Source organism: Pseudomonadota bacterium, from assembly GCA_030859565.1.
GTDB lineage: Bacteria > Pseudomonadota > Gammaproteobacteria > JACCXJ01 > JACCXJ01 > USCg-Taylor.
On the sequence record JALZJW010000008.1, the window covers coordinates 16,818 to 40,100 of the forward strand.

A 23,283-nucleotide genomic window follows, 5' to 3' on the forward strand; every position below is an offset into this window, starting at 1 on the left:
TCAGGAGACGCTGGTCACGCGCAACACCTCTTCGATAGCCGTGATCCCGTGGAGCGCTTTATCAACGCCGTCTTGGAACATGGTGCGCATGCGGGCTTCGATCGCCGCGGCTTGGATTTCCCCGGCATCGGCGCGCTTGAGTACCAGCCGCCGGATCGGGTCCGTCATGGCAAGAAACTCGAGGATCGCGGTGCGCCCTCGGAACCCCGTCCCCGCGCATTGAGGACAGCCGACGGGCTCATAAAGCACGACGTTCTTTTCTTGCACATAGTCGCGCAGTTTCAGTTCCTCTACGATCTCGGGCAGCGCCTCATAGGGACGCCGGCATTGCATGCACAGCGTCCGAACCAAACGCTGCGCCAGGACGCCGTTGACCGTCGAAGTCAGTAAATAGTCTTCCACGCCCATGTCCAGCAAACGCGTGACGCTGCTGCCCGCATCGTTGGTATGGAGGGTGGAGAGCACCAGATGGCCGGTAAGCGCCGACTGGACCGCGATCTGCGCGGTTTCGAGATCGCGGATTTCCCCGATCATGATGACGTCGGGGTCCTGGCGCACGATGGATCGCAGGGCGTTGGCGAAATTAAGGCCGATCTGCGGTTTTACCTGGATCTGATTGATGCCCTCGAGCTGGTATTCCACCGGATCCTCGACGGTGAAAAGCTTACGCTCGGCGGTATTGAGCCGCTTGAGCGCCGCGTACAGCGTGCTCGTCTTGCCGCTTCCCGTGGGCCCGGTCACCAACAAGACCCCGTGGGGAAGATCCAGAATCTCGAGAAACGCCTTGAGCACCTCGTTGCTAAAACCGAGCGGCTGGAATTCGAAGCTGATGGCCTGTTTGTCCAATACCCGCATAACCACGCTTTCCCCGTGCAGTGTCGGGACCGTCGATATGCGAAGATCAATCTCCTTGCCTTGTACGCGCAATTGAATGCGGCCGTCCTGGGGCAGGCGGCGTTCGGCGATGTTTAGCTTGGCCATGATCTTCACGCGCGAGATCACGGCGGCGGTGGAGCGGGCGGGCGGGGATTCGACCTCGTGCAGCACGCCGTCGATGCGGTAGCGCACCTTGAGCCGGTTCTCGAACGGCTCGATGTGGATGTCGGAGGCGCGCGAGTCGATGGCGCGATTGATGAGGTGGTTCACCAAGCGCACGATCGGGGCTTCGCTGGCCAGATCCTTGAGCCGCTCGATATCTTCCTGCTCGCTCACCTCGGTTCGCGTCTCGATGTCATCGACGATCTGGTCGAGAACCGTTTTACCGGTTCCGTACAGCCGTTCGATCGCGGCGAGGATCTCCGAAGTCACGCCGATGGCCGGCCGAACGGGCCGCCCACAGGCGAGCGTGAGCGCCTCGATGACATAGGTATCCTCGGGCATGGTCATCGCCACGACCAAGGCGCCATCATGCTCGAAGACGGGGATCGCCCGGGCGGTTTTCAGAAACTTCGCCGAGACCTGTTCTTCATAGAGCGGCGTGACCGGATAGTCGTCCGCGGCGAGAAGCGGAAGTTCGAGCAGCGCCGCGAGGGCGTCCGCGAGGTCCCGCTCCGAAACCTGGCCCAGTTTGACCAGCACCGTCCCTAGATGTTCGGCATTGGTTTGCGCCAGGCGCAAGGCGCTCTCGAAACCGTCTCGCGAGAGCCTGCCTGCGGCAATCAAGTGGCTGCCCAGGCGTTCGGCGCTTGTGCGTGGAGGTTCTGTAATCGTCGCTAATGAGCTCATGGCTACGCCGCGCGGGGCTTCATGTAGAGGGGACAATTTGCCGACGGATAACGATTCACCGAATTTGCCCGTGACGCTCCGTGTCGTTGCTCTATTGTAACTATGCTTGCATCGGGTGAGCTAGGGTGCGGCGAAAGAACGCAAAGAATGTGCAATATTTCACAAAAAAGCCGCCGGTTCTTGCTATAAAAACTTGCTTTCGCTTAAACTCGCCGCGCTTCGGCCTTGGGGACGCGGCAAAAAACTAGCACACCGTGCAGCAGGGTGCCAGCCGGGGATCATGGGCCGAGCAAGCTGGAATAATGTTGTTTATTTTCGTTAACTGATAACACATGGAGGAATCAGCGATGCAAGTTTTCAATCGTTTAACCATGCTCACCGTCGCCAGCGCCATCGCTTTGAGCCTGGCCTCGGGCGCCGCGTACGCCAAGAAAGGTAGGAACAATCCGTGCCAGGGATTGCCGACTCACGCCGAATTACTCGCTGCTCTCGCGGCCTCCGGTGCCACCGCGCCGGCCGGCGATCCATTAGATAATGGCGGCTTCCGTCTTCACATGTGGGGGACCGTGGTGAATCGTGACAGTATCGTCTGCGCGGTTGCGTTCACCGGTGCGGATCGGGATGAACAATGGCCGGCCAGCCGCGTGATTTCGGCGGCAAAAGCGTATACCGCGAACTCCCTAAGCCTCCCGGGATTAGCGCTTTCAACGGGCAATCTCTATGCTTCCAGCCAACCCGGCGGCAGCTTGTGGGGGGTGCAGTTTGCCAATCTGACAAATGTCGACCCCCCCAAAGGCGCTTATAAAGGTCCGGCCAAGAATTTCGGCCAAGCCAATGACCCGATGGTCGGGAACCGGATAGGCGGACACATCGTCTTTGGGGGCGGTTTTGCGCTTTACAATTCTGCCGGCGAGATCGTAGGTGGACTAGGTGTCAGCGGCGATACGTCGTGCAAGGACCACAACTTTGGTTGGCGCGTGCGTCACGAATTAGGGCTAGATTTCGTACCCGGAGGGGTTTCGCCTGACGCCACTCGCCCGGACAACATTATCTACGACATGGGGGCGGCATCGCAGGGCCTTATTGTTAGCCCAAGTGCTTTCGGACACACCGACTGCGGCCTCGGCGAAGCGGCCATCAGCGCTACGTTGCCAACCGTTCCCTAAAAGCCGGCGTACAATGCGGTTAAATAAGGCGGCGCTGTAGCTCCGCCGGTTTCAGCTAAGCCACTGCTTATAAAATAAGCAGTGGCTTTTTTCATTCGGAATCCCTGCTCGGCCGGGATATCGTCGGCCGCATAGAAAATAGGAAACCGAGAGATGCAAAGGTATTAACGGGAAGTGAAATTAGTAATCCAAATCGCCCTCGGTGTGTTCCTCGGTGCGCTGGCATCGCAACTCGTGATGGATTCATGGCGCTCCTATCACGAGCAGCAAGCTAAGGAAGCCGAACGCGAAAAGCTGGCGGCAGACGAGCGGGCAGGAAACGAACAAATGCAAAGGGCACGAGAGTTACTCATGCGGCAGTTGCAAGGAAAGGCCGAGGAAGACCGGCGCCGGAACGAAAATTCCCGAAACGAGATTGAGGTGGTAAGGTAGGCTTTCACTCCGCTACATCCAGGCTACCGTGGCTATTTCGCCAACCGAAAATCTGTTGCTAGCCGCTTCGCCACGGGCTCGTTCCTTAACCGCACATAGCGCGGCAGCCCGTTTTCATACGGGGGATAATCCTCGCCCTGGATGAGCGGGCTGAGATAGCGGCGGCAGTCGTCGGTGATCCCCCACCCATCCGCGCTGATATACTCGCGCGGCATCTTCTTCTCGACGTTGGCGACCTCTTCGAGCCGGGCTTCCCCCACCTCCCACACATAGGGATCATCGGACTTGCGCACGATGATCGGCAGGACGGCGTTCTTCCCGGCGAGCGCGAATTCGACCGCGGCCCGCCCCAGGGCATACGCTTGTTCGACATCGGTTTTCGAGGCGATATGGCGCGCCGCGCGTTGAAGATAATCCGCGACCGCCCAGTGGTATTTGTACCCCAGGCCCGTCTTTACCAATCCCGCGATGACCGGCGCGACCCCGCCGAGTTGCGCATGGCCGAAGGCATCACGGGTCCCGGCTTCGGATAGAAATTCCCCGGCCGCGTTTTTCAGTCCTTCGGAGACCACGATGACGCAATAGCCCTCGGTGTCGACGGCGTTTTTGACACGCGTCAAGAATCCCGCCTCATCGAAAGGGATCTCCGGGAACAAGATGATATGCGGGGGATCGGTCGGCCGCTCCTGTGCCAATCCGCCCGCGGCCGCGATCCAGCCCGCGTGCCGCCCCATGACCTCCAGGATGAACACCTTGGTCGAGGTCTTGGCCATCGAAGCAACATCGAATGCCGCCTCGCGCACCGAGACCGCTACGTATTTGGCCACCGATCCGAAGCCCGGGCAGGCATCGGTGACCGGCAGATCGTTATCGACGGTTTTGGGGATGCCGATGCAGGCGAGGGGATAGCCGGCCGCAGCCGCCATTTGTGCGATCTTGTTTGAGGTGTCTTGTGAATCCCCGCCGCCGTTATAGAAAAAATAACCGATGCCGTGGGCCTTGCAGATCTCGATGAGCCGCTCGTATTCCGCGCGGTTCTTCTCCAAACCCTTAAGCTTATAGCGGCAGGAGCCAAACGCGCCGGCGGGGGTGTGGCGGAGCGCGGCGATGGCCTCATCCGACTCCTTGGAGGTATCGATGAGGTCCTCGGTCAGAGCGCCGATGATTCCATTGCGTCCGGCGTAGACTTTGGCGATGCGCTCGGGATGTCGGCGTGCGGTTTGGATGAGCCCACAGGCGCTGGCGTTGATGACGGCGGTGACCCCACCGGATTGTGCGTAAAAGGCGTTTTTAGCTGTCATAGTCTTTCTGGCCTTGGAAATAGCGTGATACTACCGCGACGTACTCGCCCGGGAAAAGTATTTCCGACTCTTCCGCGGAATTTATGGGTCAGTGGAGCGAACCGGCTTGCGGGGACGCCCCGAATGTCCAATTGACGGCGCTGAGATCTTGATCGATGATGCCGGCTTGCGACGATCTTCTTCTCGATACTGGCGGTTAGACCGAATGGTGAATAACGTACTAGTGTATTGTCTCTGAAATAGACAGTCACCACTCTGTCGATACCCCCTTCGTCATTCCCGCGAAAGCGGGAATCCAACGTCTTTTGTGGATTCCGGGTCTCCGGCGCTTCGCACCTTCGCCCGGAATGACGGGGCAAACGCGACCAGTTATTTACGAGACACTACACTAGCGCAGCATTCCCGTGCGAATAGAAGCCGATAAAATCTGGCCAGTCCGACCCTCTAAACGCCCGATGCCATACACTCCGCAGGAGTTGCCCGAGGAGTCACAATTCGCCTCGGCGACAACTCAATACATCGACATCTTTGTGCGGCTGTTGGGTGTCGTGCTAGTGATTGCGGGTCTGTGGATAGGACTTAAGGTGGTCATCGAAGCCTGGAATCTTTACCGCATGCCTCACCGCATCGAGGTCCTGGCGACAGCGGTTGAATCCGGATCGCATCTGGATCGGGTGCTGGCCTCGTACACGGCGGCCTCGGACGAGGCGCCCGCGAAGGAGTCGCGCGCGCCGGACGCCTTGAGGCTTTCGTATTTTCTCGCTTGGGGGATCGCGATGCTGCTGCTATTACTGGCCGGCAGCCTGACCATGGCCATGATCAGGACGGGCGCGGAGCTTGCATTACGCGATGCGCGGAACAAGCATCTCGCGCGTATGATCGCCAAGGAACTGCGTAGAACCCAAGAGCTTCCTTGATGCGTTGTGATCCCTATCTACCACGGTAAAAAAAAGCGCTATACTACGTTCCCAAGGTGGCTATCGAGCGAAGCGAAAGGTATGCCCCTTGAATCGACGATGCCTGCTTAGTGACTACGGCTTTCTGACACTTCAAACGACCTCGCCCGTTCAGCGAACTTCGCTGCATATTTCGTGGACCCGTTAGACACGCCGACAGTTTTGGATGTACCGAGTGCCAACCACACGGTACTCATCAGTGCATTGAGAGTCAGTGCTCAAATTTTGTGCTATTAGTTGAGCTCTGGCGTTCCTAGGTCAATAGCGCATTTTCGGGGATGAATAGATTATGAATATTTATGTCGGTAACTTGTCGTATCGGGTCACGGACGATGAACTGCGTAACGCGTTTGCCGCATTCGGCCAAGTCGAGTCAGCTAAGATCATCACGGACAAATTCAGCAGTCAGTCCAAGGGCTTCGCATTCGTCGAGATGCCCATCCAAGCGGAAGCTGAGAAAGCCATTAAAGAGCTCAATGGGTCGATGCTCAGTGGAAGAAATATCACGGTCAATGTGGCCAGACCGAAAACCGATGATCGTCCCAGGAGACCCAAGCGATTCTAATCGGTCGCCGGGTAAATGATGCGCCTTTATCCGGGCGTTGCGGCGCGGTGCGTTGTTTTGTGCCGCTAAACGCACGCTTCTCTGGCCATCCAATCGTCATGGGCCGGAGGAGTGGGTGGTAAAGCGCATCGATGCTCCGGCCATCGTTCAAAGCGCCGGCAGTATGCCGAAGCGGATCGAAGAGTTCGTCGGCCGCGTGAGCACCGGCGCCGGCGGTATCAGCATCGCCAGAATGGTAAGCCCCTCGGGGTGGGTCGAGCCGGGCCAAACACCCGAATTTGATGAATACACCGTGGTGCTGCGGGGGAGCCTGCGCGTTACGACAAAAAGCGGCATCATTGAGGTCAACGGCGGGCAGGCCGTGATCGCTCCGGCCGGGGAGTGGGTCCAGTACAGCACGCCCGGGGGGGCCGAATACATGGCGGTATGCGTTCCGGCTTTTTCCCCCGGCAGCGTGCACCGAGATCGGGAGTGATTCGGCCCCGCACGTGGATGGCCAAACGCTGCAAAAACTCTTCGTGCTCGCGAATGAGTTCAAGGAAGGGGATCTTCCGGTCGGCGGAACCCGTGATAACGCCGTGCGCTCGGAAGCTCGCCGGGCACTCGGCGCCGTCAAGCTGCGGACCCTGGCCGCGACCGTGCTGGTCGAGGATGCCGTCAGCGAATCGCTGTCGCGGACCTTGAAGCCCGTTCCCGGCGACATCGCACATCTCACGCTCAATCAGGTTAAGGACAGCTTATTGGCGCCCGCGGGGCCGCGCTGGGCCCGGGAGTACGGCGCGCGCTTGAGCAGCGAGATGATCGCGGCAGTCGTCAAGCTGATGGGCAATGCCGAGCTTTCTCATATCGCCAAACGATTGTTTAATCCTCTGCCAGGTACGGGGCCCGCAGAGGGCGTCGCGGTCGGGGCGCCGGAGCATTTCGGCGCCCGCATCCAGCCCAACAGCCCGGGCGATGACGACGAAGAGATCTTGTTCTCCATCCTCGAAGGACTGTGCTACGGTTGCGGTGATGTGATCATAGGATTGAACCCGGCGAGTGATGATGTCGAGACCATCGTGCGCTTGGAACGCCTGCTGCAAAGCGTGGTGGACCGGCTGGAGCTGCCGACGCGCTACTGCGTGCTCTCCGATATCGTGAAGCAGACCGAGGCGCGCCGGCGGACGCGCGTGGACGTGGGGTTTCAGAGCCTTGCGGGTACGTCCAAGGCCTTGCTCGGCATGGTCGGGTTGGATGTCGATGGGATCGCCGATCTCGCCTTCGGGTTCGATGGCCTGTATTTCGAGACGGGTCAGGGATCGGAGGTTACCAATGGCGCCGCCGAAGGCATCGACATGGTGACCTTGGAAGCCCGCACCTACGGCGTCGCCCGGGTCATTGGGCAGGCGTTACGCAAGCGTTTTCCGGATCGACCGGCATGGATGATCGTGAACGACGTGGCCGGATTCATCGGGCCCGAGGTATTTCGAGGCCCGGACCAGCTCCGCCGGACCTGCCTCGAAGACACGGTCATGGCGAAGCTCCACGGGTTGACGATGGGCCTGGATGTGTGCTCGACCTTTCACATGGGCGTCGACCCGGCGCAATTGCACAGTCTGACTCAGTCCATCGTCGCCGAGGCCGCCCCCGCCTATCTGATGGCGGTGGCAGGGAATGCGGATCCGATGCTGGGTTATATGACCACGTCCTTTCGCGAACACCCGCGCTTGAGAGAGTTATGCGGCCGCCGCATCACGACCAAGATGCGGCATCGGTTGACCGATCTCGGTGTCATGTCGGAGGCCGGTGAGGTCCGGCCGCCGGCCGAGGCTACGGTCGATCTCTATGCGTCCTACCGCCAGGTCGGCGGTGACACCCGGGAGAGGGAATTGCTGTGCGAGGAAGGCCGCAAGCGGATTGCGGCAATGCAACAAAAGGGCTTCGATCTCGGATACGGCTATGCCGGAGCGTATGCCGCGCCGCCCGAGGTTCAGACACGGCTGGATGAGATCTACACACACGCCCGCAACGCGCTCTACGCGCGCTTGGCGGATGCCGTGATCGGCGATGTGTGCCCGCGCCGTCTCCGGGTGCGGTCCGCGGCCGAAAACCGCGACGACTACATCGCCCACCCGGGCGCCGGCGAACGTATCCGGGCCGTGGATACCGCGGCCGTGCGCTCGTTGTATCCTTACCGCAAGCCGCAGGTGCAAGTCGTGATTTCCGATGGGCTCAATGCCAACGCGGTCAACGAAAACCTGCGCGCCGTCCTGCCTGCCTTTAGGCACGCTCTCGCCGATTGCCGCTTAGGCGCAATCGATATCGTCGTGACCGATGGGCGGGTGCGGGCCGGATACCATATCGGAGCCCTGATCGATGCGGACGTGATCGTGCATTTTATCGGGGAGCGTCCCGGGACCGGCCTCGATACACTTTCCGTCTACTTGACCTATGGCCGCGATGCGGCCGGCCGCTCGCGGTGGGATCCGGGGCTCGATCATTCCTGCACTACCGCAGTTTGCGGTATCCACGCCCGCGGCAGGCGCCCGGAGCGCGCCGCGGCAGAATCCGCCCACTACGTCAAGCGCATGCTGGAGGAGCGCCGCTCCGGAATCGCCCTCGGCAAAGAACCAGGAGCCGCATGATTTGCCTGCATAGTCCCTCTAGTGGACTGCAGTAGAGTCCCGCGCTCTTATTAAACGCATACCCCGCGGTCTTGTCGCGGGTACGTTAGCGATGGGGTTTCCAAAGGGGAGAAGCGCAGCTCTCCCCTTTGGTCAAGGGCGGGGTTCATACCCCGCCCGCGAAGTATATTGATTTCCGCACGCTTGCTTTACCCCCGAAGGGCGCCTAAAGTCACCATCGACGCACTTTAGTTTAGCGCTGAGTCTGGCTATAGGGGTAACGAATAATGAACAACAAAAAGGTCAAGCTGGCCGTCGTGGGCATTGGAAATTGCGCCTCTTCGCTGATCCAGGGTATTCATTACTATGCGGAGAAAAATCCGGAGGAGGCCGTCGGCTTAATGCACTGGGACATCGGCGGGTACCTCCCGCGGGATCTCGAGGTGGTCGCGGCATTCGATATCGATAGGCGTAAAGTGGGCCAGGACCTCGCGCAAGCGATCTTTGCGCCGCCGAACTGTACACAGGTGTTTCATCGGGACATCGCCAGAGCCGGTGTCACGGTGCGCATGGGCCGCGTGCTCGATGGGGTATCCGAGCACATGCACGATTACGATGAGCGGCATAGCTTCGTCACGGCCCTTGCGCCCGAGCCGAGCGAAGAGGAAGTCGTGCGCGCATTATCGGAGTCAGGCGCCGAGATACTGGTCAACTACCTGCCGGTCGGTTCCGAGGACGCGACACGCTTTTATGCCGGTTGCGCCTTGAAGGCGGGCTTGGCCTTGGTCAACAATATTCCTGTTTTTATAGCCAGTGATCCGGTATGGGCGCGCCGCTTTTACGAAGCCCGGCTGCCGCTTATCGGCGACGATATCAAATCCCAGTTGGGAGCAACCATCACCCACCGCGTGCTCACGGATCTCTTCCGTAAACGCGGCGTGAAGCTGGAGCGCACCTACCAGCTCAATACCGGCGGTAATACGGATTTCCTCAATATGCTGAACCGTGCCCGGGTGAAATCGAAAAGGCGCTCGAAAACCGAGGCGGTCCAATCGGTCGCGGGGGAGAGATTATCCGACGAGAACATCCATATCGGTCCGAGTGACTTCGTCCCCTGGCAGAAAGATAACAAGGTGTGCTTCGTCCGGATGGAAGGCCGGATCTTCGGGGATGTCCCGGTAAATATCGAGTTAAGGCTATCGGTGGAAGACTCGCCGAACTCCGCGGGGGTCGCCATCGACGCCATTCGTTGCGCCAAACTGGCGCTGGAGCGAGGCCAATCTGGGGTGTTGCACGCGCCCGCGGCCTTTTTTTACAAACACCCGCCATTTCAGATCCAGGATGACGAGGCCTTTCGGATGACGGAAGCCTTCATCAAAGGCGGTTTTCGCGATCCGCATGAGCTTTCCGATCAGACGCGGCGGGAGGTTCCGGCGGCCATCGCTTAGGGATCCCCCCGGCCTTCCACGCTAGCGTGGAGAAAGTTGTCACCTTCGATTACGCTTGGTGCTGCAAGCATGATCCCAGCGCTCACAAGAGGATGGCGGCTCGCTCTGCTGATAGGCAGTTATCCGAAGCGCGGGGTGCTCGCCTTGGCGGATGCGGTGGCACATGGATTAGCGCGCTGCGGCGTGTCGCCGAACCAAGTGACGTTCGCCAGTTGCCTGGTAACGATTGTCTCGAGCTGGGTGTTCTTGCTTGGATACCCGGTGGCCGCCGGTCTGCTTTTCTGGGGCGCCGGCTCGTTCGATATGGTTGATGGTATGCTCGCGCGGATCACGGGCCGGGTGACCGAACTGGGCGGGTTCCTCGACTCGCTCCTCGATCGCGTCGGGGAAGCGAGCATGTTCGCGGCGATCGCGTATCAATTCGCGCTGGAAGGCCGCGCACTCGCGGCCACCGCCGTATTCATCGCGATGTTCGGCGGGATGATGACGAGTTATGTCCGCTCGCGTGCGGAAATCTTGGGGATTGCATGCGCGGAAGGGTTAGTCACGCGGCCGGAGCGGGTGATCTTGCTGGTCATCGGCCTCCTCTCGGGCCTCTTGGTCGAAGTGATTTATCTTCTCGCCTTAGCGACGCTGTGGACGGCCGGGCAAAGGACGCTGCTGGTTTACCGTCGCTTGCTTGCCCGTGCCGCCGGCCCTTAGCGTGCCGCCGCTCGACGCTAGGCTCAAGCTTCGCTTGGGCTTGGTCAAGTTATTCGACCTCTTATGCCGTCTGCCGCCGTGGCCGACCTTGCGCAAGGTGATGAACTACTGCGGCGCTACCATTCCGGATTTGTTTTTTGTCCAGATCGGGGCCAACGACGGCGTGATCTACGACCCTCTCTACCACTACGTGCGGCGTTACCGCTGGCCGGGGTTATTGGTCGAGCCGGCACGGTGTTATTTCGCAACGCTCCAAGAAAACTATCGCGCTCACCCGAACCTCATCTTTGAGAACGCCGCTATTTCGGACCGTGAAGAGCAACGGGCGTTATTTCGCATCCGGGAGGATTGTGATTATTTGCCCCAGTGGTGCGCGGGCTTGGGGAGCTTTCATCGCGAGGTGCTGCTGTCCCACCGCTGGGCGATCCCCGACCTCGAACGCTACATTGTCGAGGAGATCGTGCACTGCGTCACCTTGAGTTCCTTACTGCGGAAACATGCCGTTACCCGGGTCGATGTTTTGAGCATCGATACCGAAGGTCACGACCACGAAATCCTCCGGCAGATCGATTTTGAAAGCGTGCGGCCGCGGGTGCTGCTTTATGAGCACGAATATATGCGCCGGGTGGAACGAAAACGGTGCGAGGCGATGCTGGCGGGCCGTGGTTACGCTTTAAGCCGGCGCCTCGGTGATACGCTCGCGTATTTACCCTTCTGATCCACCCCGCGTGGTCTGCGCGGATGCAAGCTCGCTTAAGGTCAGGAATCGGTAGCCGGTCTTTTTGAGCCAGCGAATGATCGCACTTAGGTTTGCGAGCGCCGGCTCGCCGGTATTGAAGCGGCAATCGAGGCGGATCCCCGTCCCAGACATATCGACGAACTCCCAGGGATGCACGAACAGCACCGGGTCGCGCGCCCGCCCAAGCACGGCCTTGACGAGTGGTAGCGGTAGCCGCAGTACGGAGGAGGTCACGGACACGGGAACGCGCGTGATGCCGTTTGCGACCACGGTTGTGCGCGCGAAAGGGGGTTTGTAAGCGGCCAGCGATGAATCGATACCGAAGCCGTGGGCGCTCAGTAACGGCACATAGCGTGCGGGCAGTTGCAGATTGGGCGCACGGAAGGAAGTTAACCGCGAATTGAAAGGATCGAGCGCCTGTCGAGTCTTTGCCAGATCGGTCCTTGCTTCGGCATCGTCCATGTGATCGAAGCGCCGGTGTGAATAGCCGTGACCGCCCACCTCATGGCCCCCGGCGCAGATATCCCTGATGCGCTCGGGATATAGCTCGGCGATCCGGCCGGTGGAAAAGAACGTTGCCGATACGCCTTCGGCCGCGAACATCGCGAGTAGCCGCGGCAAGCCCTGCTCGACGCCGCGCATCGAATCGAGGAACGGCGGACAGTCTTGCTCTACGTCAACCGAAATAACGGCGCGTTTCACGGGTGGCATGCGCATAGAGTTTGTGAAAAACCTACTACGCTCGGGATCTCGCGTTCCGGCGGCGCTCGGAATCCTCATGTATTTCAATATACACTCCGGTTCCTGCGCTCCGGCGGAACGCGACCTCCCTTCGCTCGCGACGGTTTTTTCACAAACTCATAGACATCCTCGACCTGCCTGGCGACCGTGTTCCACCGGTATTTGTTGAGTTCTTCGTGAGCTCGATGAGCGACGGCCGAACGCAGTTCCGGGTCCTGGATGAGCGCATCAATATAGCGTGCAATGCCGGCCACGTCGTCGGCAAGGAAGCCCGTCCGCTCGTGGCAAATGATGTCTGAAACCCCGGTGTTTCCCCGGGCGACGACCGGGACCTTTTTCAGAAACGCCTCGAGCACGCAGATCCCGAAGGCCTCGCGCGGCGAAGGCGAGACGAAGACATCGGACTGACCCAAAAGGTGTAACACGGTCGCGCGGGAAACGCCACCGGTAAACAGGAAATGCCGGCCGAGCCCTGACGCCTGGATCCCTTGTTCGAGGCGGAGTCGCAGCGGGCCGTCGCCGACCATGAGGAACAGGAGGTCCGGGTGTTTTGGTACTAATATCGTGGCGACGGCGATGAGATCCTGAACGCCTTTGCGTTTATTCATCCGCGCCACCGTGGCGACGACCGGCCCATGGCCTTGGGGCAGGGCGATGGGTTCCAGCGCTCCGTTGGGGGATCTCGTGTCGATGCCGTTCGGGATGCGAAAGACCGCGCCCCTGAACATCGCCCGTGCCTGGCGCTCGACGGGAGAGCTTACGGCAATGATCGCTTGTGCAGGCCGGAGAAAGATATTGGCGCCCGCTGCGAGGGCGCGTTGTAACAGCGAGTCTCCCAACAGCGAATGGCTGGTGATAATGCTCGGGATCCCGAGCTTGGCGGCGATAGTGAGCGACACCATCGCCATCGGCGAGTCGAGGCCGTGACCATGAATAATATCGAATTCCCCCGCGCGCAAGGTTTCTCGCAGCGATCTATATCCCCGCGGAGCCAAGAGATGTTCCGATACCGGACAACCCTCCAGCCTTACAATCGGAAGGCCGTTACTGGCCTCATTTGCCGAGGCGCGGCCGTAAAGCCGCGCGATGATGTGTACCTCGTGACCCAGCGCGACAAGCCCACGGCCGAGCGCGTCGATCGCGTACTCGATACCGCCCACCCGCGGGTAGTACCAGTCACTCACCAGCGCAATCTTGTAGTTTCTCATGCCGAATCTAGCGTCCGGCTACGCGCTTCGACCGCCCGCGATCAAGTGCCCGATGTCCCTGAGGATCCTTGGCAGATTGAAACCTCCCGGCGAGGCGAGGTATTTTGGGCGCCATACGGGTTTGAAGTTCTCTTCGTAACGGCGCAGGCTTTCGATGTTCTGGAAGTGCTCGCTCTGCCGGTACATGAGCTTGCCGATGCGCTGCCAAAGCGGCGCGAGGGGGTGTGCGTCGAGGCTTGAGAGCGGGGCAATCCCGAGGTTGAACCAGCGATAAGCTTGCGCCTTGCCGCCGAGCATGAGCTCGACTAAAAGATAATCCATGATCCCGGCCGGGGCATCGGGATGGTAACGCATAAGGTCGAGCGCCAGTTCCTCTTTGTTGCGGCTGGCCCACAAGATAGCGAAGGCGACGATGCGCTGCCCAGCGCGGACCACGGCGATGGGAAGCCGGCCAATGTAACCCTCGTCGAAATATCCCTTAGAGAAGCCCTGTTCACGGGCTTGCTTTTCGTGCAGCCAAGCCTCGGAGACCTCTTTGAGTTCCGGGAGCAGCGGAGCGACATAGGCGGAGCGCACCATCTCGAAGCGCATGCCTTGCTCGCGAACCTTGCGGTGTACCTCACGCAATTGGGCGCTGGCGACGTTGAGGGGTGAAAATTCATCCAAGCGTACCCGAGCCTCATCGCCGAGCTTGAGGAGCGAGAGTCCGAGGTCGACGTACAGGGAAAGGTTGGCGGCATCCACCAAGTAAAACACGGGCCAGCCGCCGTAGCGGTCACATAGCTCGCGGTAGGCCCAGATCAACCGCGACCGCTCTTCCGGTGCGCCCACGGGGTCCCCCAAGGCGACCCAGCTTTTGCCTTGGACCTGGTACATGATGAAGGCATTTCCTGAGTGGCTGAAAAGCAAACGCTTGTCGCCGAGAAGGGCGATGTTCGCCCGCGTATCGGGGTCTTTTCGCACGATGCGCCGGGCTTTGTCGAGATCATGTGGAGGCTCGGGTACCGGGTCCGGGCGAACTAGGTTAACAAGCATGACGCCGCCCGTGATCCAGAAGACGACGAACATAGCGCGCAGGAAGCGCGACAGATCGGCATCGTAGGCGAATTGCAACCAAAGCTCGTGGGAGTAGGTAAGGTGCTTAAAATTGAAGAGCCCGAGCCAAATCGTGACCGCTAGGATCGCCGTTAGCGCGGAGACCCATCCCACGGTAAACCCTTGGCTAAACAGGGAGGCGCGACGCTGAAACGCCCTGCGCGTGGGCAGCAGCACGATGAGGACGGTAGCGAGAATGGCCGCTTCCTGGTAGTCCAAGCCCTTAAGCAGGACGGCTGGGATCCCGATCCCGAGCAGTAGCGCCGAGAGACCATAGGCCCTGGACAAGCGCCGGGAAATGCCGCGCGCGAGGATAATGAGCCCAACCCCTGCGGCGCTAGCGACGAGATGGGCGAACTCGACAATGCCAAGCGGTACGGAGTCACGCAGGATGCGTAGTCGCTCGCCGTAGGTGGGTATGGCGCCCGAAAAAAGCAGCACGACGCCGGCGAAAACGATAATTACGCTCATGATCTGAGGACCAATTTCCGCCAGCCAATCGGTGGCGGCACCGTGGATGCGAAGGATGCGGGCGCGCCGCAAAACCAGCTCGTAGGCGGCGAACAGGATGGCCGCGAGGCTCAAGGGCGAGAGGTAATATACGCATCGGAACAAGAGCACGGAACCTAGCAGCGCGGCGGGTGGGATCTCGGGAAGACCGAGCAGCAGTACGGTCTCGAACACCCCGATGCCGCCCGGGACGTTGCTCATGCTACCGGCCATCAGGGCGAGCGCGAAGATGCCTAAAAAGCTAATAAAGTCGGTTCCCGCATGCGTTGGCAGCAGGGTATAAATCAGGGTGCCGACGAGGAGCAGGTCGAACGTCGCGAGCCCGCCTTGCGCCAAGGCGGTCTTGGCGGTCGGGAGCCGCAGCGACCAATTCTCGGTCGTGAATGTGATCGGGCGTAGGGCGGACACGATTAAATACCCCAGTATCACGGCCATGATGGAAAAGCCCACGTAGCGGCGCACGCCCGGCGGGAGTTGAAGCGCGGTGTCGCTGACGTCCCCGCTCGCAAACAGCAGCGACACCGCGAAGATAAAGACCATCCCCATCACGGTGGTCAGGGAGCACATGGTGGTGACGCCGGCGATCTCGATCGCCGAGAGCCCCGCTTGCGAATAGATCCGATACCTTATCGAGCCGCCGGTGAGCATGGTGAACCCGACGTTATTGCCAAACGCCGAGGCGAGGAACGAGGCGAGCGCTGCGCGCCAGTACGGTAAGGGCCTTTGGAGATGGTGCAATGCGAGAACGTCGTAGCCGGTGACGACGAAGTAGCTTACCGCGGTGATCAGGAACGCTAAGAGGATCGATGCAGCCGGGAGTTCGTTGAAGCTATTAATGACGTCACGGAGATGGATCTCGTGCAGGGTGTGATACAAGACCCAGAGGGCAAGCGTGACGATTGCCAGGCTAACCAGCGCGCCGATGTGCATGGCGAGCTTTTTCCCGACCTGGTGGGCCAAGGCCGTCGTATCGACGCCAGCGGCCTCAGCGTTTTTCATCGCAGCCTCACTTTTATCCTACAGGGTTACAATCGGCGCGGATTGGTGTCATCATCGAACGGGTAAGCGCTTGCGCAGTCCGCGCGGACTCAAAGAACCGAAGTATAAATGTTTCTATACGGAGCGATCGTGATCTTTTGTTGCGTCCTGTACGGGGCGAGCGCGGTGCTTTGCAAGTATGCGCTCCAACGTGAGCTGCCGCAGGGCGCGAGCTGGAAACAAAAGGCGCGGGCGGCAATCCGCAACAAGTACTGGCTCGCGGGTTGGCTGGCGGGGGCAAGCGCCAACCTGATCATCATCGAGATCCAGTCGTTGGCGGATATCACGCTGGTCTACCCGCTCCTGAACTTTGCCTATGTCTTTACGCTGATCCTAGGTTATCTGTTCCTGCAGGAAATTCTCTCCCGGGAGCAATGGATCGGTGTGATCACCGCGATCTTGGGTACGGTCATCCTGCTCTTTGTCAGCAATCCATCGACAGGCCACGAAACCTTCCTATTACCACTGGGTGTCGTCACCGGGCTGTCGTTGATCGCGATCATCGCTCTAGTGGCGGCGGCGCTGCGGGACGAGCGCCCGATCCATGAAATCTATTTCGCCACTTGCGCCGGGATCGCTTTCGGAAACGTCGAAATGTTTCTCAAGGTGAATACCAATCTGATCGCCTCGCAGCTCGGCTATTTTTCGATCACCTCCTGGGAAAGTCTCAGCGCGTTTATCACCCTTTGGCCTGTCCTATTCATCGTCATATTCAGCCTCATCGGCTTTATCTTCATGCAGATCGCCTTGGCGCACGGTGATGTCTCGGTCAGCGTGCCCTTGGTGATCATTACCCAACGGCCGGTGACGTTGTTGGCCGGTTACGGTGTGTTTGGCGAAGAGTTTCCCGCGATCAAAATAATCGGTATCGGGGCGATGCTCCTGAGCATCCTTGTCATTACGGTGGCCACCATCCGGAAAGGCGCCGCGGCGAAGCCCGCGGAGGCGGTAAACTGAACGCGATCGCGCTTAATTCAAGGTCCCCTCCCCAGTAGAGAAACACAGAACGGCCGCACGCTGTGCCGATCGATGAGCTCATCGAGCACGCTCAGATCGCCACTCGCAAGGAAAGCGCGGTGCAACTGTTCGGCCTCGGGCCAAAGATGCACCAAGAGCAAGCGGCCGCGGGGAGACAGCATCGGGATGAGCAGCGCCGCGAGATCCGGCGCCGATCCGCCGAGGTAGTAGAGGACCTCGCAGACGACGATGAGGTCAAACGCGGCCGGGAGACGCGCCGAGAAGATGTTTTCCGCGTCGAAGCGCGCGTTTTCGTGCCGGGAACAGCGGCTCTGCGCCCGAACGATTGCGCGCGTGGAGATGTCCACGCCGATAAACTCACGCACGTCGCGCTCCGCAAGGAGTCGCTCGGAGAACGCCCCTTCCCCGCACCCGACCTCTAACACCCGCCCGTAGGCGTTCTGTGGGATCCGCGCGAGCGCCTGGCCGCATTTGTGGTTTTGATACGGTGAACCCTCGTAAGACCAGGGGTTGGGCCGCCGGTAGAGGCGTTCGAAGAAATGACGCAGGATCCAGTCCTGAAAGCTGGGACCGGGCGCCGCGACGAGACCGAACAGCACGCGATGCAACGCGTCACGAGCCCGGTTCGGCGGGTAGCGTATGCCTTGGTTCATCGGATCCATGGTTTATAGTGTACACGCGGGGCGCGCGACCGATGCCGAACCGGTGACACGCGCGAACTCTTACTGGCCTGGGGATCTCGGGTATAACTCCTTGGAGTTATTGATATCCGCTCCTTCTTGACGTAGTGTGGATCCGGTGGGTTTGGAATAATAAAAGGGGAGGCAACTCATGAACGCTATTATGGTGAAAATCTTCGATACGCTGGCCAAAGTCGGTTTAGATAAGCTCGAACGAACGCTTATCTTTGGGGCCGTCCTGGTCACGGTTTTAGCCCTCGCGGTCGGCGCCGTCGAGGCGTCGTACGCATGGTTTACCTTCTTATTCCGGTGGCTGCATGTGATTTCCGGCGTGATGTGGATCGGGCTCCTGTGGTACTTCAATTTCGTGCAGATCCCCTCGATGCCCAAGATCCCCGATGAGCACAAACCCGCCATCAGCAAGGTCATCGCGCCAACGGCGTTGTTCTGGTTCCGGTGGGCCGCGTTGTCGACGGTCGTGACCGGGCTCCTGGTAGCGATCATGAACGGTTATATCGTCAACGCCCTTATCCTCGGCATCGGGACCGGTGGCCGGGACACCTACATCGGGATCGGCATGTGGATGGGCCTCATTATGGCCTACAATGTGTGGATGATCATCTGGCCTAACCAGCGAAAGGTCCTGGGCATGGTCGAGGCGTCCGACGAGCAAAAAAAAGCGGCAGCGCGCACGGCGATGTTGGCGAGCCGCTTCAATACGATGTTTTCGATCCCTATGCTTTATTTCATGGTCGCGGCGCAGAACGTTTCTTAAAGATGCCCGCGGCTCAGAGTTTGTGAAAAAACCTACTACGCTCGGGATCTCGCGTTCCGGCGGTGCTCGGAATCCTCATGTATTTCAATATACACTCCGGTTCCTGCGCTCCGGCGGAACGCGACCTCCCTTCGCTCGCGACGGTTTTTTCACCAACTCTCACGCCATGACCCGAGACATCGGCAGGCGCGCCTCCCGCCCGATTAAGGTATTGATCTCCCTCTCGCGGTGTCGCCGCGGGGGTCTCTAACTCGCTGGTGACACCGGCAAACATTTCTGGACGATTTGCAACAACGTTTCCTTCTTAATCGGTTTGATTAAATGCGCCGTGCATCCCGCGGTGATACTCTTATCCATTTCCTGCTTTATGGCATGAGCCGTCAGGGCGATAATCGGGGTCGGAGCGCGGCCCTGTTCCGTTTCCCACTCGCGCATGGCGCGCGTTGCCTGGTGACCGTCCATCACCGGCATCTGGATATCCATCAATACCAGACCATAGGCGCGGGCCTTGAACTTCTGGAGCGCCACGCTCCCATTTTCAGCCTCCTCGATTTTGTATGGCGTTTTTCGCAGATAAGCTTTGATGAGCAGCCGGTTATCGGGCGTGTCTTCCACCAATAGGATAGGTAAATTTTCCGCACGCCGTGCAAGTGACGGCGTTGTGACGATGTGGTCTTGCGTTTCGTCTAAGGTTTTTAGCATGGCGACATTGATTGCTTTGATCAGCTCCACGGACTTTACCGGCTTGATCAAGTAGGCGCCGATCCCAAGCGCGCTGGCTGTGCTCATATCACTGGAAAGTTGCGAGGAAGATACCATTAGTATCGTTTTGCACCATCCGCCCGCGGTACGCAACGCCTCAACCACCGCGAAGCCATCGACCTCCGGCATGCGACAATCGGTAATGACGACAGCGTAATCTTGGCCCGTGCGGCTCGCCTCCCGGAATAGCTTGATGCCCTCCGCGCCTCCGTGGGCCTCGCTCACCAACGCGCCTTGAGCGCTCAGTACTTCGCGCAAGATCAGTCGATTAGTCGAATTATCATCGATGATGAGCACACGAACCTCCTTAAGACTAAAGAATGCATCCGTAGCAATTCTAGCCTGGGGTTCCGGGACGGATCCCAGAGTGATCGCGAACGATAAAACGCTACCTTTTCCTTCGACACTCTCCGCACGTATCCGCCCACCCATAAGCTCCACCAAGCGCTTGGAAATCGTGAGGCCGAGCCCCGTCCCTCCGTACTGTCGGGTCGTGGATGAATCAGCTTGGGAAAAGCTATCGAAGATCGTGTCGATTTTGTCCGCGGGAATGCCGATCCCGGTATCCTCTACCGAGAATAAAAGCCGATAGGGATCGCTTATGTCGGGATTAGGCGAGACCTTGACCACTACCTCGCCCTTTTGGGTGAATTTGATTGCATTCCCGACGAGGTTTAAAAGGATCTGGCGCAGCCGCGCCGCGTCGCCCTTCACTTGGGCCGGAACATCCGTGCCGATGTGACAGAGCAACTCGAGATTCTTCTCGTCGGCTCTCAACGCGTGAATATCGACTGTTTCTTCGATCAAAGTACGTAAATTGAACGGGATTTCCTCGAGATCCAACTGCCCGGCTTCGATCTTCGAGAGGTCCAGTATCTCGTTTACCAGCGCCAGCAATGCTTCTCCAGCCTTTTTGAAGACGCCGACATAGCGTTTTTGCACGCGCGTCAGCGGCGTCTCGCTGAGCAGCTCGCCCATGCCGATAATCGCGTTCAGCGGCGTCCGGATCTCATGGCTCATGCTTGCCAGAAACTCGGTTTTCACCGTGGATGCCTTGATGGCCGCATCACGGGTAACGGCAAGCTCTTTGGTTTGCAAGCTAACCTGGCGTTCGATTTCCTGATTCCGCCGGCTTAACTCCCACGCCTGTATTTCCCTCGCCCGGGCGAGGGCTACGATTAATGTCGTCACACCGATTCCTAGCACGATGGCGGTAGCGATCAATCCCTTGTCGATCTCTCTCCAAAGCACTTGCTTTTCCACGACCAACTTCATCGAATAATAGGGAAACTGCGCAAGTGTTTCTTCCTTGAACGCGCCGATGGAAAAATTCGCGTTTTCCGGCGCCACGGCGCCGCGCTGCTCGAATACGAGTTGCCGTCCCGTGACGCCCTGGGATTCCGTATACAAGCTTACCGAAACATCATCGCGTAATAGGGACTCGCTGAATAAATGGCCGGGATTCACGAGGATAGCCACAAACGGGGCGGGCACGGTATTCGATCGTTGGTCCGCGCCGGCGCCCTGCGCCGGACCGGCGCCGATCGCTTTGATGAGCGTATAGGGACGAATTCTCTCAGTGTCCGAGGCGGGGGGGCCAGGGACCACCATACCGGTGTCGACCGCCGCCCGCAGGGCATCCGTAAAACGCGGGTCGGAGAGAATTTGATCGTTGTAGAGCGCTTCTTTCGCGGGGTTTCGACCGATGTATAACTCGCCGCCGCTACCCCACAAGATCGTGGGGCCCGCGGGCGGAGGATCCCCGCTCGCATCCGGTCTCAACGCCATATCTTTCGGCGAGTGATTTAGAGAAACGCCGCTCCTATGAAACGAAATTGATTCGATGAATGGATTACGCGCGAGCAGCGATTTCAGAAAGGCGGGTAATGTGGCTACCGCAGAGGCATCCAGCCCCTCCACAAGCGCGGCGATATTGTAAAGAGAGTTATGAGCGGCCGAAGCGCTGAGTTTGACTGTATCCCGTAACAGTATCGAGTCAAAAGCGAATTCCTTTTTCTCGGCCTCGAGCGCATTCTGCCACGCTAACATCACAAGCAGCAAAGAAAACGCCGCGCCGAAGATCGTGCTTATGGCATATATCAACGGCGGCGACGCGTGCCGCACCTCCTTCACGCGGTAACGCCCCTCCACGGGATTAATCGTAGCTGATCTCGACCTGTTCGAGGTAGGCATGTAACTCGTCCACGGCGTTCGTTATCGCTTCGCTGTCCCGGTTCTGCGCGCCCCGTTCTATAATCCCGCCAAGCTCACTCAGGGCATTGAAGCCATACCCGCCCCCGCAACCTTTCATGCTATGACCTAGGATCCGCACCGTTTCCATATCCTCTTGCGCTAAGGCTGCGCGAATCGTCAATGCATCCTGCCGCCTATTATTCAAAAAGCCCGGGATAAGATCTTTCAGCTCTGGGTCTACGCGAACAATTCTCGTTGCCATTATTTTCGATCTTAACCTCTCAACCCTAATCTTCCTCTGAGGCTCGCCGCGACGTTCTAAACTCCTCCGGTTCGATATGATGCTGTTTAAGCAGCTTGTAGAATTCCGTTCGATTGCGTCCGGCGAGCCGCGCCGCGTGGGAAACGTGGCCGTTCGTGACCCGCAAGACGCTCACGAGATAACTTCGCTCGAAATCCTCTTTGGCGTCCTTTAACGTCTGAGCATGAGTGGGCTGGTCCCGCAGCGCCTTTTGCGCCATGGCCAGCGGGATAATATCGGTACTCGTGAGGGCGCAGCATAATTCAACGACATTCATAATTTGCCGAATGTTTCCGGGCCACGGAGCCGAGGCTAAATATTCAACCGCCTCCGGTGCAAAGCGCTTCCGTTTCTTATTGTCGCGCTGGCCTACACGTTCCAAGAAGTGATTTAAAAGCGGCTGAATGTCTTCGCGGCGCTCCGCTAAGGGGGGTAGGTGAAGCGGTACCACGTTCAGCCGGTAATACAGGTCCTCCCGAAACCGGCTGGACTTGACCCCTTGTTCCAAATCCGTGTTGGTCGCGGAGATCACGCGAACATTGACGGGGATCCCGCGGACCGATCCCACGGGGCGAACCGCGAAGTCTTGCAACACGCGCAGCAGCTTCACTTGCAAGCCCAAAGGCATGTCGCCGACTTCGTCCAGAAAAATCGTGCCTCCATTGGCCGCTTGAAACAGCCCCTCATGTTTCGTTTGCGCGCCCGTAAACGCACCTTTCTCATGTCCAAATAACTCCGACTCGAGGAGTTGCTCGGGAATGGCGGCACAGTTGATCGCGACAAAGGGCTGTTCCTTGCGCGCACTGCCCTCGTGAATGGCCTTGGCCAGCACTTCCTTGCCGGTGCCCGTGGCGCCGGTGATCAAGATCGTAACGTCGGTCGCGGCGAGGAGTTTCGCTTGTTCTAAGAGCTGAGTGATCTTCGCGCTGCGATATATTATTTCCTTGCCGAAATTCAAACCGGAGTCCGACTCGCCGGCCGCGAGCCGTAGCGTATGCCGTACGCGGGCCACGAGCTCTTCCTTGGCGATAGGTTTGGTCAGAAACTCCGCGATCCCGAGGTGCATGGCTTTAACGGCATCGGCGATTTGCGCCTTGCCGCTCAGCATGATCACTGGCATCAGCGGGTTCTGGCGGTGGATCTTCGAAAGCAAGGTCATGCCATCCATACCCTGCATCACGAGATCAGTGATTATCAGATGAGGACGAATAACATCGATGCGAGCCATCGCTTCGCTTCCCGACATCACGGGATCGACCTCGAAACCCGCATCCTTCAGCCACGAGGATAACAGCGAGATCATGTCCCGATCGTCGTCTACGAGAAGAACGCGATATTGCATAGACTTCGTCGGCTCAGCCATCC

20 protein-coding genes are annotated in these 23,283 nt (G+C 59.1%); 11 read left to right on the forward strand and 9 right to left on the reverse strand.

Annotation, left to right across the window (positions count from 1 at the left end; genetic code table 11):
* Entirely contained in the window at positions 1–1,725 is a 1,725-nt protein-coding gene (gspE, locus tag M3436_02370; protein MDQ3563014.1) for a type II secretion system ATPase GspE, read from the reverse strand.
* Positions 1,726–2,057: 332 nt separating this feature from the next.
* Between gspE and M3436_02375 the strand changes: the two genes are divergently transcribed.
* Together M3436_02375 and M3436_02380 are read left to right on the forward strand one after the other, a co-directional pair.
* Entirely contained in the window at positions 2,058–2,891 is an 834-nt protein-coding gene (locus M3436_02375; protein MDQ3563015.1) for a heme-binding protein, read from the forward strand.
* Positions 2,892–3,065: 174 nt separating this feature from the next.
* The gene (locus M3436_02380; protein MDQ3563016.1) at positions 3,066–3,323 is read left to right on the forward strand and encodes a hypothetical protein; all 258 of its coding nucleotides are present in this window, start codon (positions 3,066–3,068) and stop codon (positions 3,321–3,323) included.
* A 32-nt stretch (positions 3,324–3,355) separates the two neighbouring features.
* On the opposite strand, the gene M3436_02385 is transcribed toward M3436_02380, so the two are convergent.
* Positions 3,356–4,624 (reverse strand): 6-phosphofructokinase, encoded by a 1,269-nt coding sequence (locus tag M3436_02385; GenBank protein ID MDQ3563017.1) that lies wholly within the window; start codon positions 4,622–4,624, stop codon positions 3,356–3,358.
* A gap of 455 nt (positions 4,625–5,079) precedes the next feature.
* Between M3436_02385 and M3436_02390 the strand changes: the two genes are divergently transcribed.
* The 7 genes from M3436_02390 (at position 5,080) to M3436_02420 (ending at position 11,616) form a co-directional block, all read left to right on the forward strand.
* Positions 5,080–5,541 (forward strand): hypothetical protein, encoded by a 462-nt coding sequence (locus tag M3436_02390; GenBank protein ID MDQ3563018.1) that lies wholly within the window; start codon positions 5,080–5,082, stop codon positions 5,539–5,541.
* Between the two features lie 328 nt (positions 5,542–5,869).
* The gene (locus M3436_02395) at positions 5,870–6,145 is read left to right on the forward strand and encodes an RNA-binding protein (protein ID MDQ3563019.1); all 276 of its coding nucleotides are present in this window, start codon (positions 5,870–5,872) and stop codon (positions 6,143–6,145) included.
* Between the two features lie 115 nt (positions 6,146–6,260).
* Positions 6,261–6,620: a cupin gene (locus tag M3436_02400; protein ID MDQ3563020.1), complete on the forward strand. Its 360-nt coding sequence runs from the start codon at positions 6,261–6,263 to the stop codon at positions 6,618–6,620.
* 13 nt (positions 6,621–6,633) lie between these two features.
* Positions 6,634–8,769: an ethanolamine ammonia-lyase subunit EutB gene (gene eutB / locus M3436_02405; protein MDQ3563021.1), complete on the forward strand. Its 2,136-nt coding sequence runs from the start codon at positions 6,634–6,636 to the stop codon at positions 8,767–8,769.
* A 266-nt stretch (positions 8,770–9,035) separates the two neighbouring features.
* Positions 9,036–10,196: an inositol-3-phosphate synthase gene (locus M3436_02410; protein ID MDQ3563022.1), complete on the forward strand. Its 1,161-nt coding sequence runs from the start codon at positions 9,036–9,038 to the stop codon at positions 10,194–10,196.
* 69 nt (positions 10,197–10,265) lie between these two features.
* The gene (locus tag M3436_02415) at positions 10,266–10,898 is read left to right on the forward strand and encodes a CDP-alcohol phosphatidyltransferase family protein (GenBank protein MDQ3563023.1); all 633 of its coding nucleotides are present in this window, start codon (positions 10,266–10,268) and stop codon (positions 10,896–10,898) included.
* Positions 10,882–11,616, forward strand: coding sequence for an FkbM family methyltransferase (locus tag M3436_02420; protein ID MDQ3563024.1), 735 nt, complete (start codon positions 10,882–10,884; stop codon positions 11,614–11,616). Before M3436_02415 ends, M3436_02420 begins: the two co-directional genes overlap by 17 nt.
* On the opposite strand, the gene M3436_02425 is transcribed toward M3436_02420, so the two are convergent.
* From M3436_02425 to mprF, 3 genes are all read right to left on the reverse strand, one after another.
* Positions 11,605–12,348 (reverse strand): polysaccharide deacetylase family protein, encoded by a 744-nt coding sequence (locus M3436_02425; GenBank protein ID MDQ3563025.1) that lies wholly within the window; start codon positions 12,346–12,348, stop codon positions 11,605–11,607. The genes M3436_02420 and M3436_02425 overlap by 12 nt on opposite strands.
* 74 nt (positions 12,349–12,422) lie before the next feature.
* Entirely contained in the window at positions 12,423–13,586 is a 1,164-nt protein-coding gene (locus M3436_02430; GenBank protein ID MDQ3563026.1) for a glycosyltransferase family 4 protein, read from the reverse strand.
* A gap of 18 nt (positions 13,587–13,604) precedes the next feature.
* Positions 13,605–16,190: a bifunctional lysylphosphatidylglycerol flippase/synthetase MprF gene (mprF, locus tag M3436_02435; GenBank protein ID MDQ3563027.1), complete on the reverse strand. Its 2,586-nt coding sequence runs from the start codon at positions 16,188–16,190 to the stop codon at positions 13,605–13,607.
* Between the two features lie 108 nt (positions 16,191–16,298).
* Here mprF and M3436_02440 point away from each other — a divergent pair, with 108 nt between their 5' ends.
* A complete protein-coding gene (locus tag M3436_02440) occupies positions 16,299–17,186 on the forward strand; it encodes an EamA family transporter (GenBank protein ID MDQ3563028.1) in 888 nt (295 codons plus the stop codon).
* Between the two features lie 17 nt (positions 17,187–17,203).
* On the opposite strand, the gene M3436_02445 is transcribed toward M3436_02440, so the two are convergent.
* The gene (locus M3436_02445; protein ID MDQ3563029.1) at positions 17,204–17,869 is read right to left on the reverse strand and encodes a nodulation S family protein; all 666 of its coding nucleotides are present in this window, start codon (positions 17,867–17,869) and stop codon (positions 17,204–17,206) included.
* A gap of 169 nt (positions 17,870–18,038) precedes the next feature.
* Between M3436_02445 and M3436_02450 the strand changes: the two genes are divergently transcribed.
* The gene (locus M3436_02450) at positions 18,039–18,662 is read left to right on the forward strand and encodes a urate hydroxylase PuuD (GenBank protein ID MDQ3563030.1); all 624 of its coding nucleotides are present in this window, start codon (positions 18,039–18,041) and stop codon (positions 18,660–18,662) included.
* 246 nt (positions 18,663–18,908) lie between these two features.
* Here M3436_02450 and M3436_02455 read toward each other — a convergent pair whose 3' ends face one another.
* Genes M3436_02455 through M3436_02465 form a run of 3 tightly spaced genes read right to left on the reverse strand, consistent with a single transcriptional unit; the run spans position 18,909 to position 23,260 of the window.
* Positions 18,909–21,575, reverse strand: coding sequence for a response regulator (locus tag M3436_02455; GenBank protein ID MDQ3563031.1), 2,667 nt, complete (start codon positions 21,573–21,575; stop codon positions 18,909–18,911).
* A gap of 4 nt (positions 21,576–21,579) precedes the next feature.
* A complete protein-coding gene (locus M3436_02460; GenBank protein ID MDQ3563032.1) occupies positions 21,580–21,879 on the reverse strand; it encodes an Hpt domain-containing protein in 300 nt (99 codons plus the stop codon).
* 25 nt (positions 21,880–21,904) lie between these two features.
* Positions 21,905–23,260 (reverse strand): sigma-54 dependent transcriptional regulator, encoded by a 1,356-nt coding sequence (locus M3436_02465; GenBank protein ID MDQ3563033.1) that lies wholly within the window; start codon positions 23,258–23,260, stop codon positions 21,905–21,907.
* Positions 23,261–23,283: the final 23 nt, after the last annotated feature.

What these genes read in the sequence shown, in the direction of transcription:
- M3436_02385 (MDQ3563017.1), bottom strand. Translation starts at nt 4,624, where the DNA reads ATGACAGCTAAAAACGCCTTTTACGCACAATCCGGTGGGGTCACCGCC.
- M3436_02465 (MDQ3563033.1), bottom strand. Translation starts at nt 23,260, where the DNA reads ATGCAATATCGCGTTCTTCTCGTAGACGACGATCGGGACATGATCTCG.
- M3436_02460 (MDQ3563032.1), bottom strand. Translation starts at nt 21,879, where the DNA reads ATGGCAACGAGAATTGTTCGCGTAGACCCAGAGCTGAAAGATCTTATC.
- M3436_02375 (MDQ3563015.1), top strand. Translation starts at nt 2,058, where the DNA reads ATGGAGGAATCAGCGATGCAAGTTTTCAATCGTTTAACCATGCTCACC.
- M3436_02445 (MDQ3563029.1), bottom strand. Translation starts at nt 17,869, where the DNA reads ATGGATCCGATGAACCAAGGCATACGCTACCCGCCGAACCGGGCTCGT.
- M3436_02395 (MDQ3563019.1), top strand. Translation starts at nt 5,870, where the DNA reads ATGAATATTTATGTCGGTAACTTGTCGTATCGGGTCACGGACGATGAA.
- gspE (MDQ3563014.1), bottom strand. Translation starts at nt 1,725, where the DNA reads ATGAGCTCATTAGCGACGATTACAGAACCTCCACGCACAAGCGCCGAA.
- M3436_02410 (MDQ3563022.1), top strand. Translation starts at nt 9,036, where the DNA reads ATGAACAACAAAAAGGTCAAGCTGGCCGTCGTGGGCATTGGAAATTGC.
- M3436_02425 (MDQ3563025.1), bottom strand. Translation starts at nt 12,348, where the DNA reads ATGCCACCCGTGAAACGCGCCGTTATTTCGGTTGACGTAGAGCAAGAC.
- mprF (MDQ3563027.1), bottom strand. Translation starts at nt 16,190, where the DNA reads ATGAAAAACGCTGAGGCCGCTGGCGTCGATACGACGGCCTTGGCCCAC.
- M3436_02415 (MDQ3563023.1), top strand. Translation starts at nt 10,266, where the DNA reads ATGATCCCAGCGCTCACAAGAGGATGGCGGCTCGCTCTGCTGATAGGC.
- M3436_02390 (MDQ3563018.1), top strand. Translation starts at nt 5,080, where the DNA reads ATGCCATACACTCCGCAGGAGTTGCCCGAGGAGTCACAATTCGCCTCG.
- M3436_02440 (MDQ3563028.1), top strand. Translation starts at nt 16,299, where the DNA reads ATGTTTCTATACGGAGCGATCGTGATCTTTTGTTGCGTCCTGTACGGG.
- M3436_02430 (MDQ3563026.1), bottom strand. Translation starts at nt 13,586, where the DNA reads ATGAGAAACTACAAGATTGCGCTGGTGAGTGACTGGTACTACCCGCGG.
- M3436_02450 (MDQ3563030.1), top strand. Translation starts at nt 18,039, where the DNA reads ATGAACGCTATTATGGTGAAAATCTTCGATACGCTGGCCAAAGTCGGT.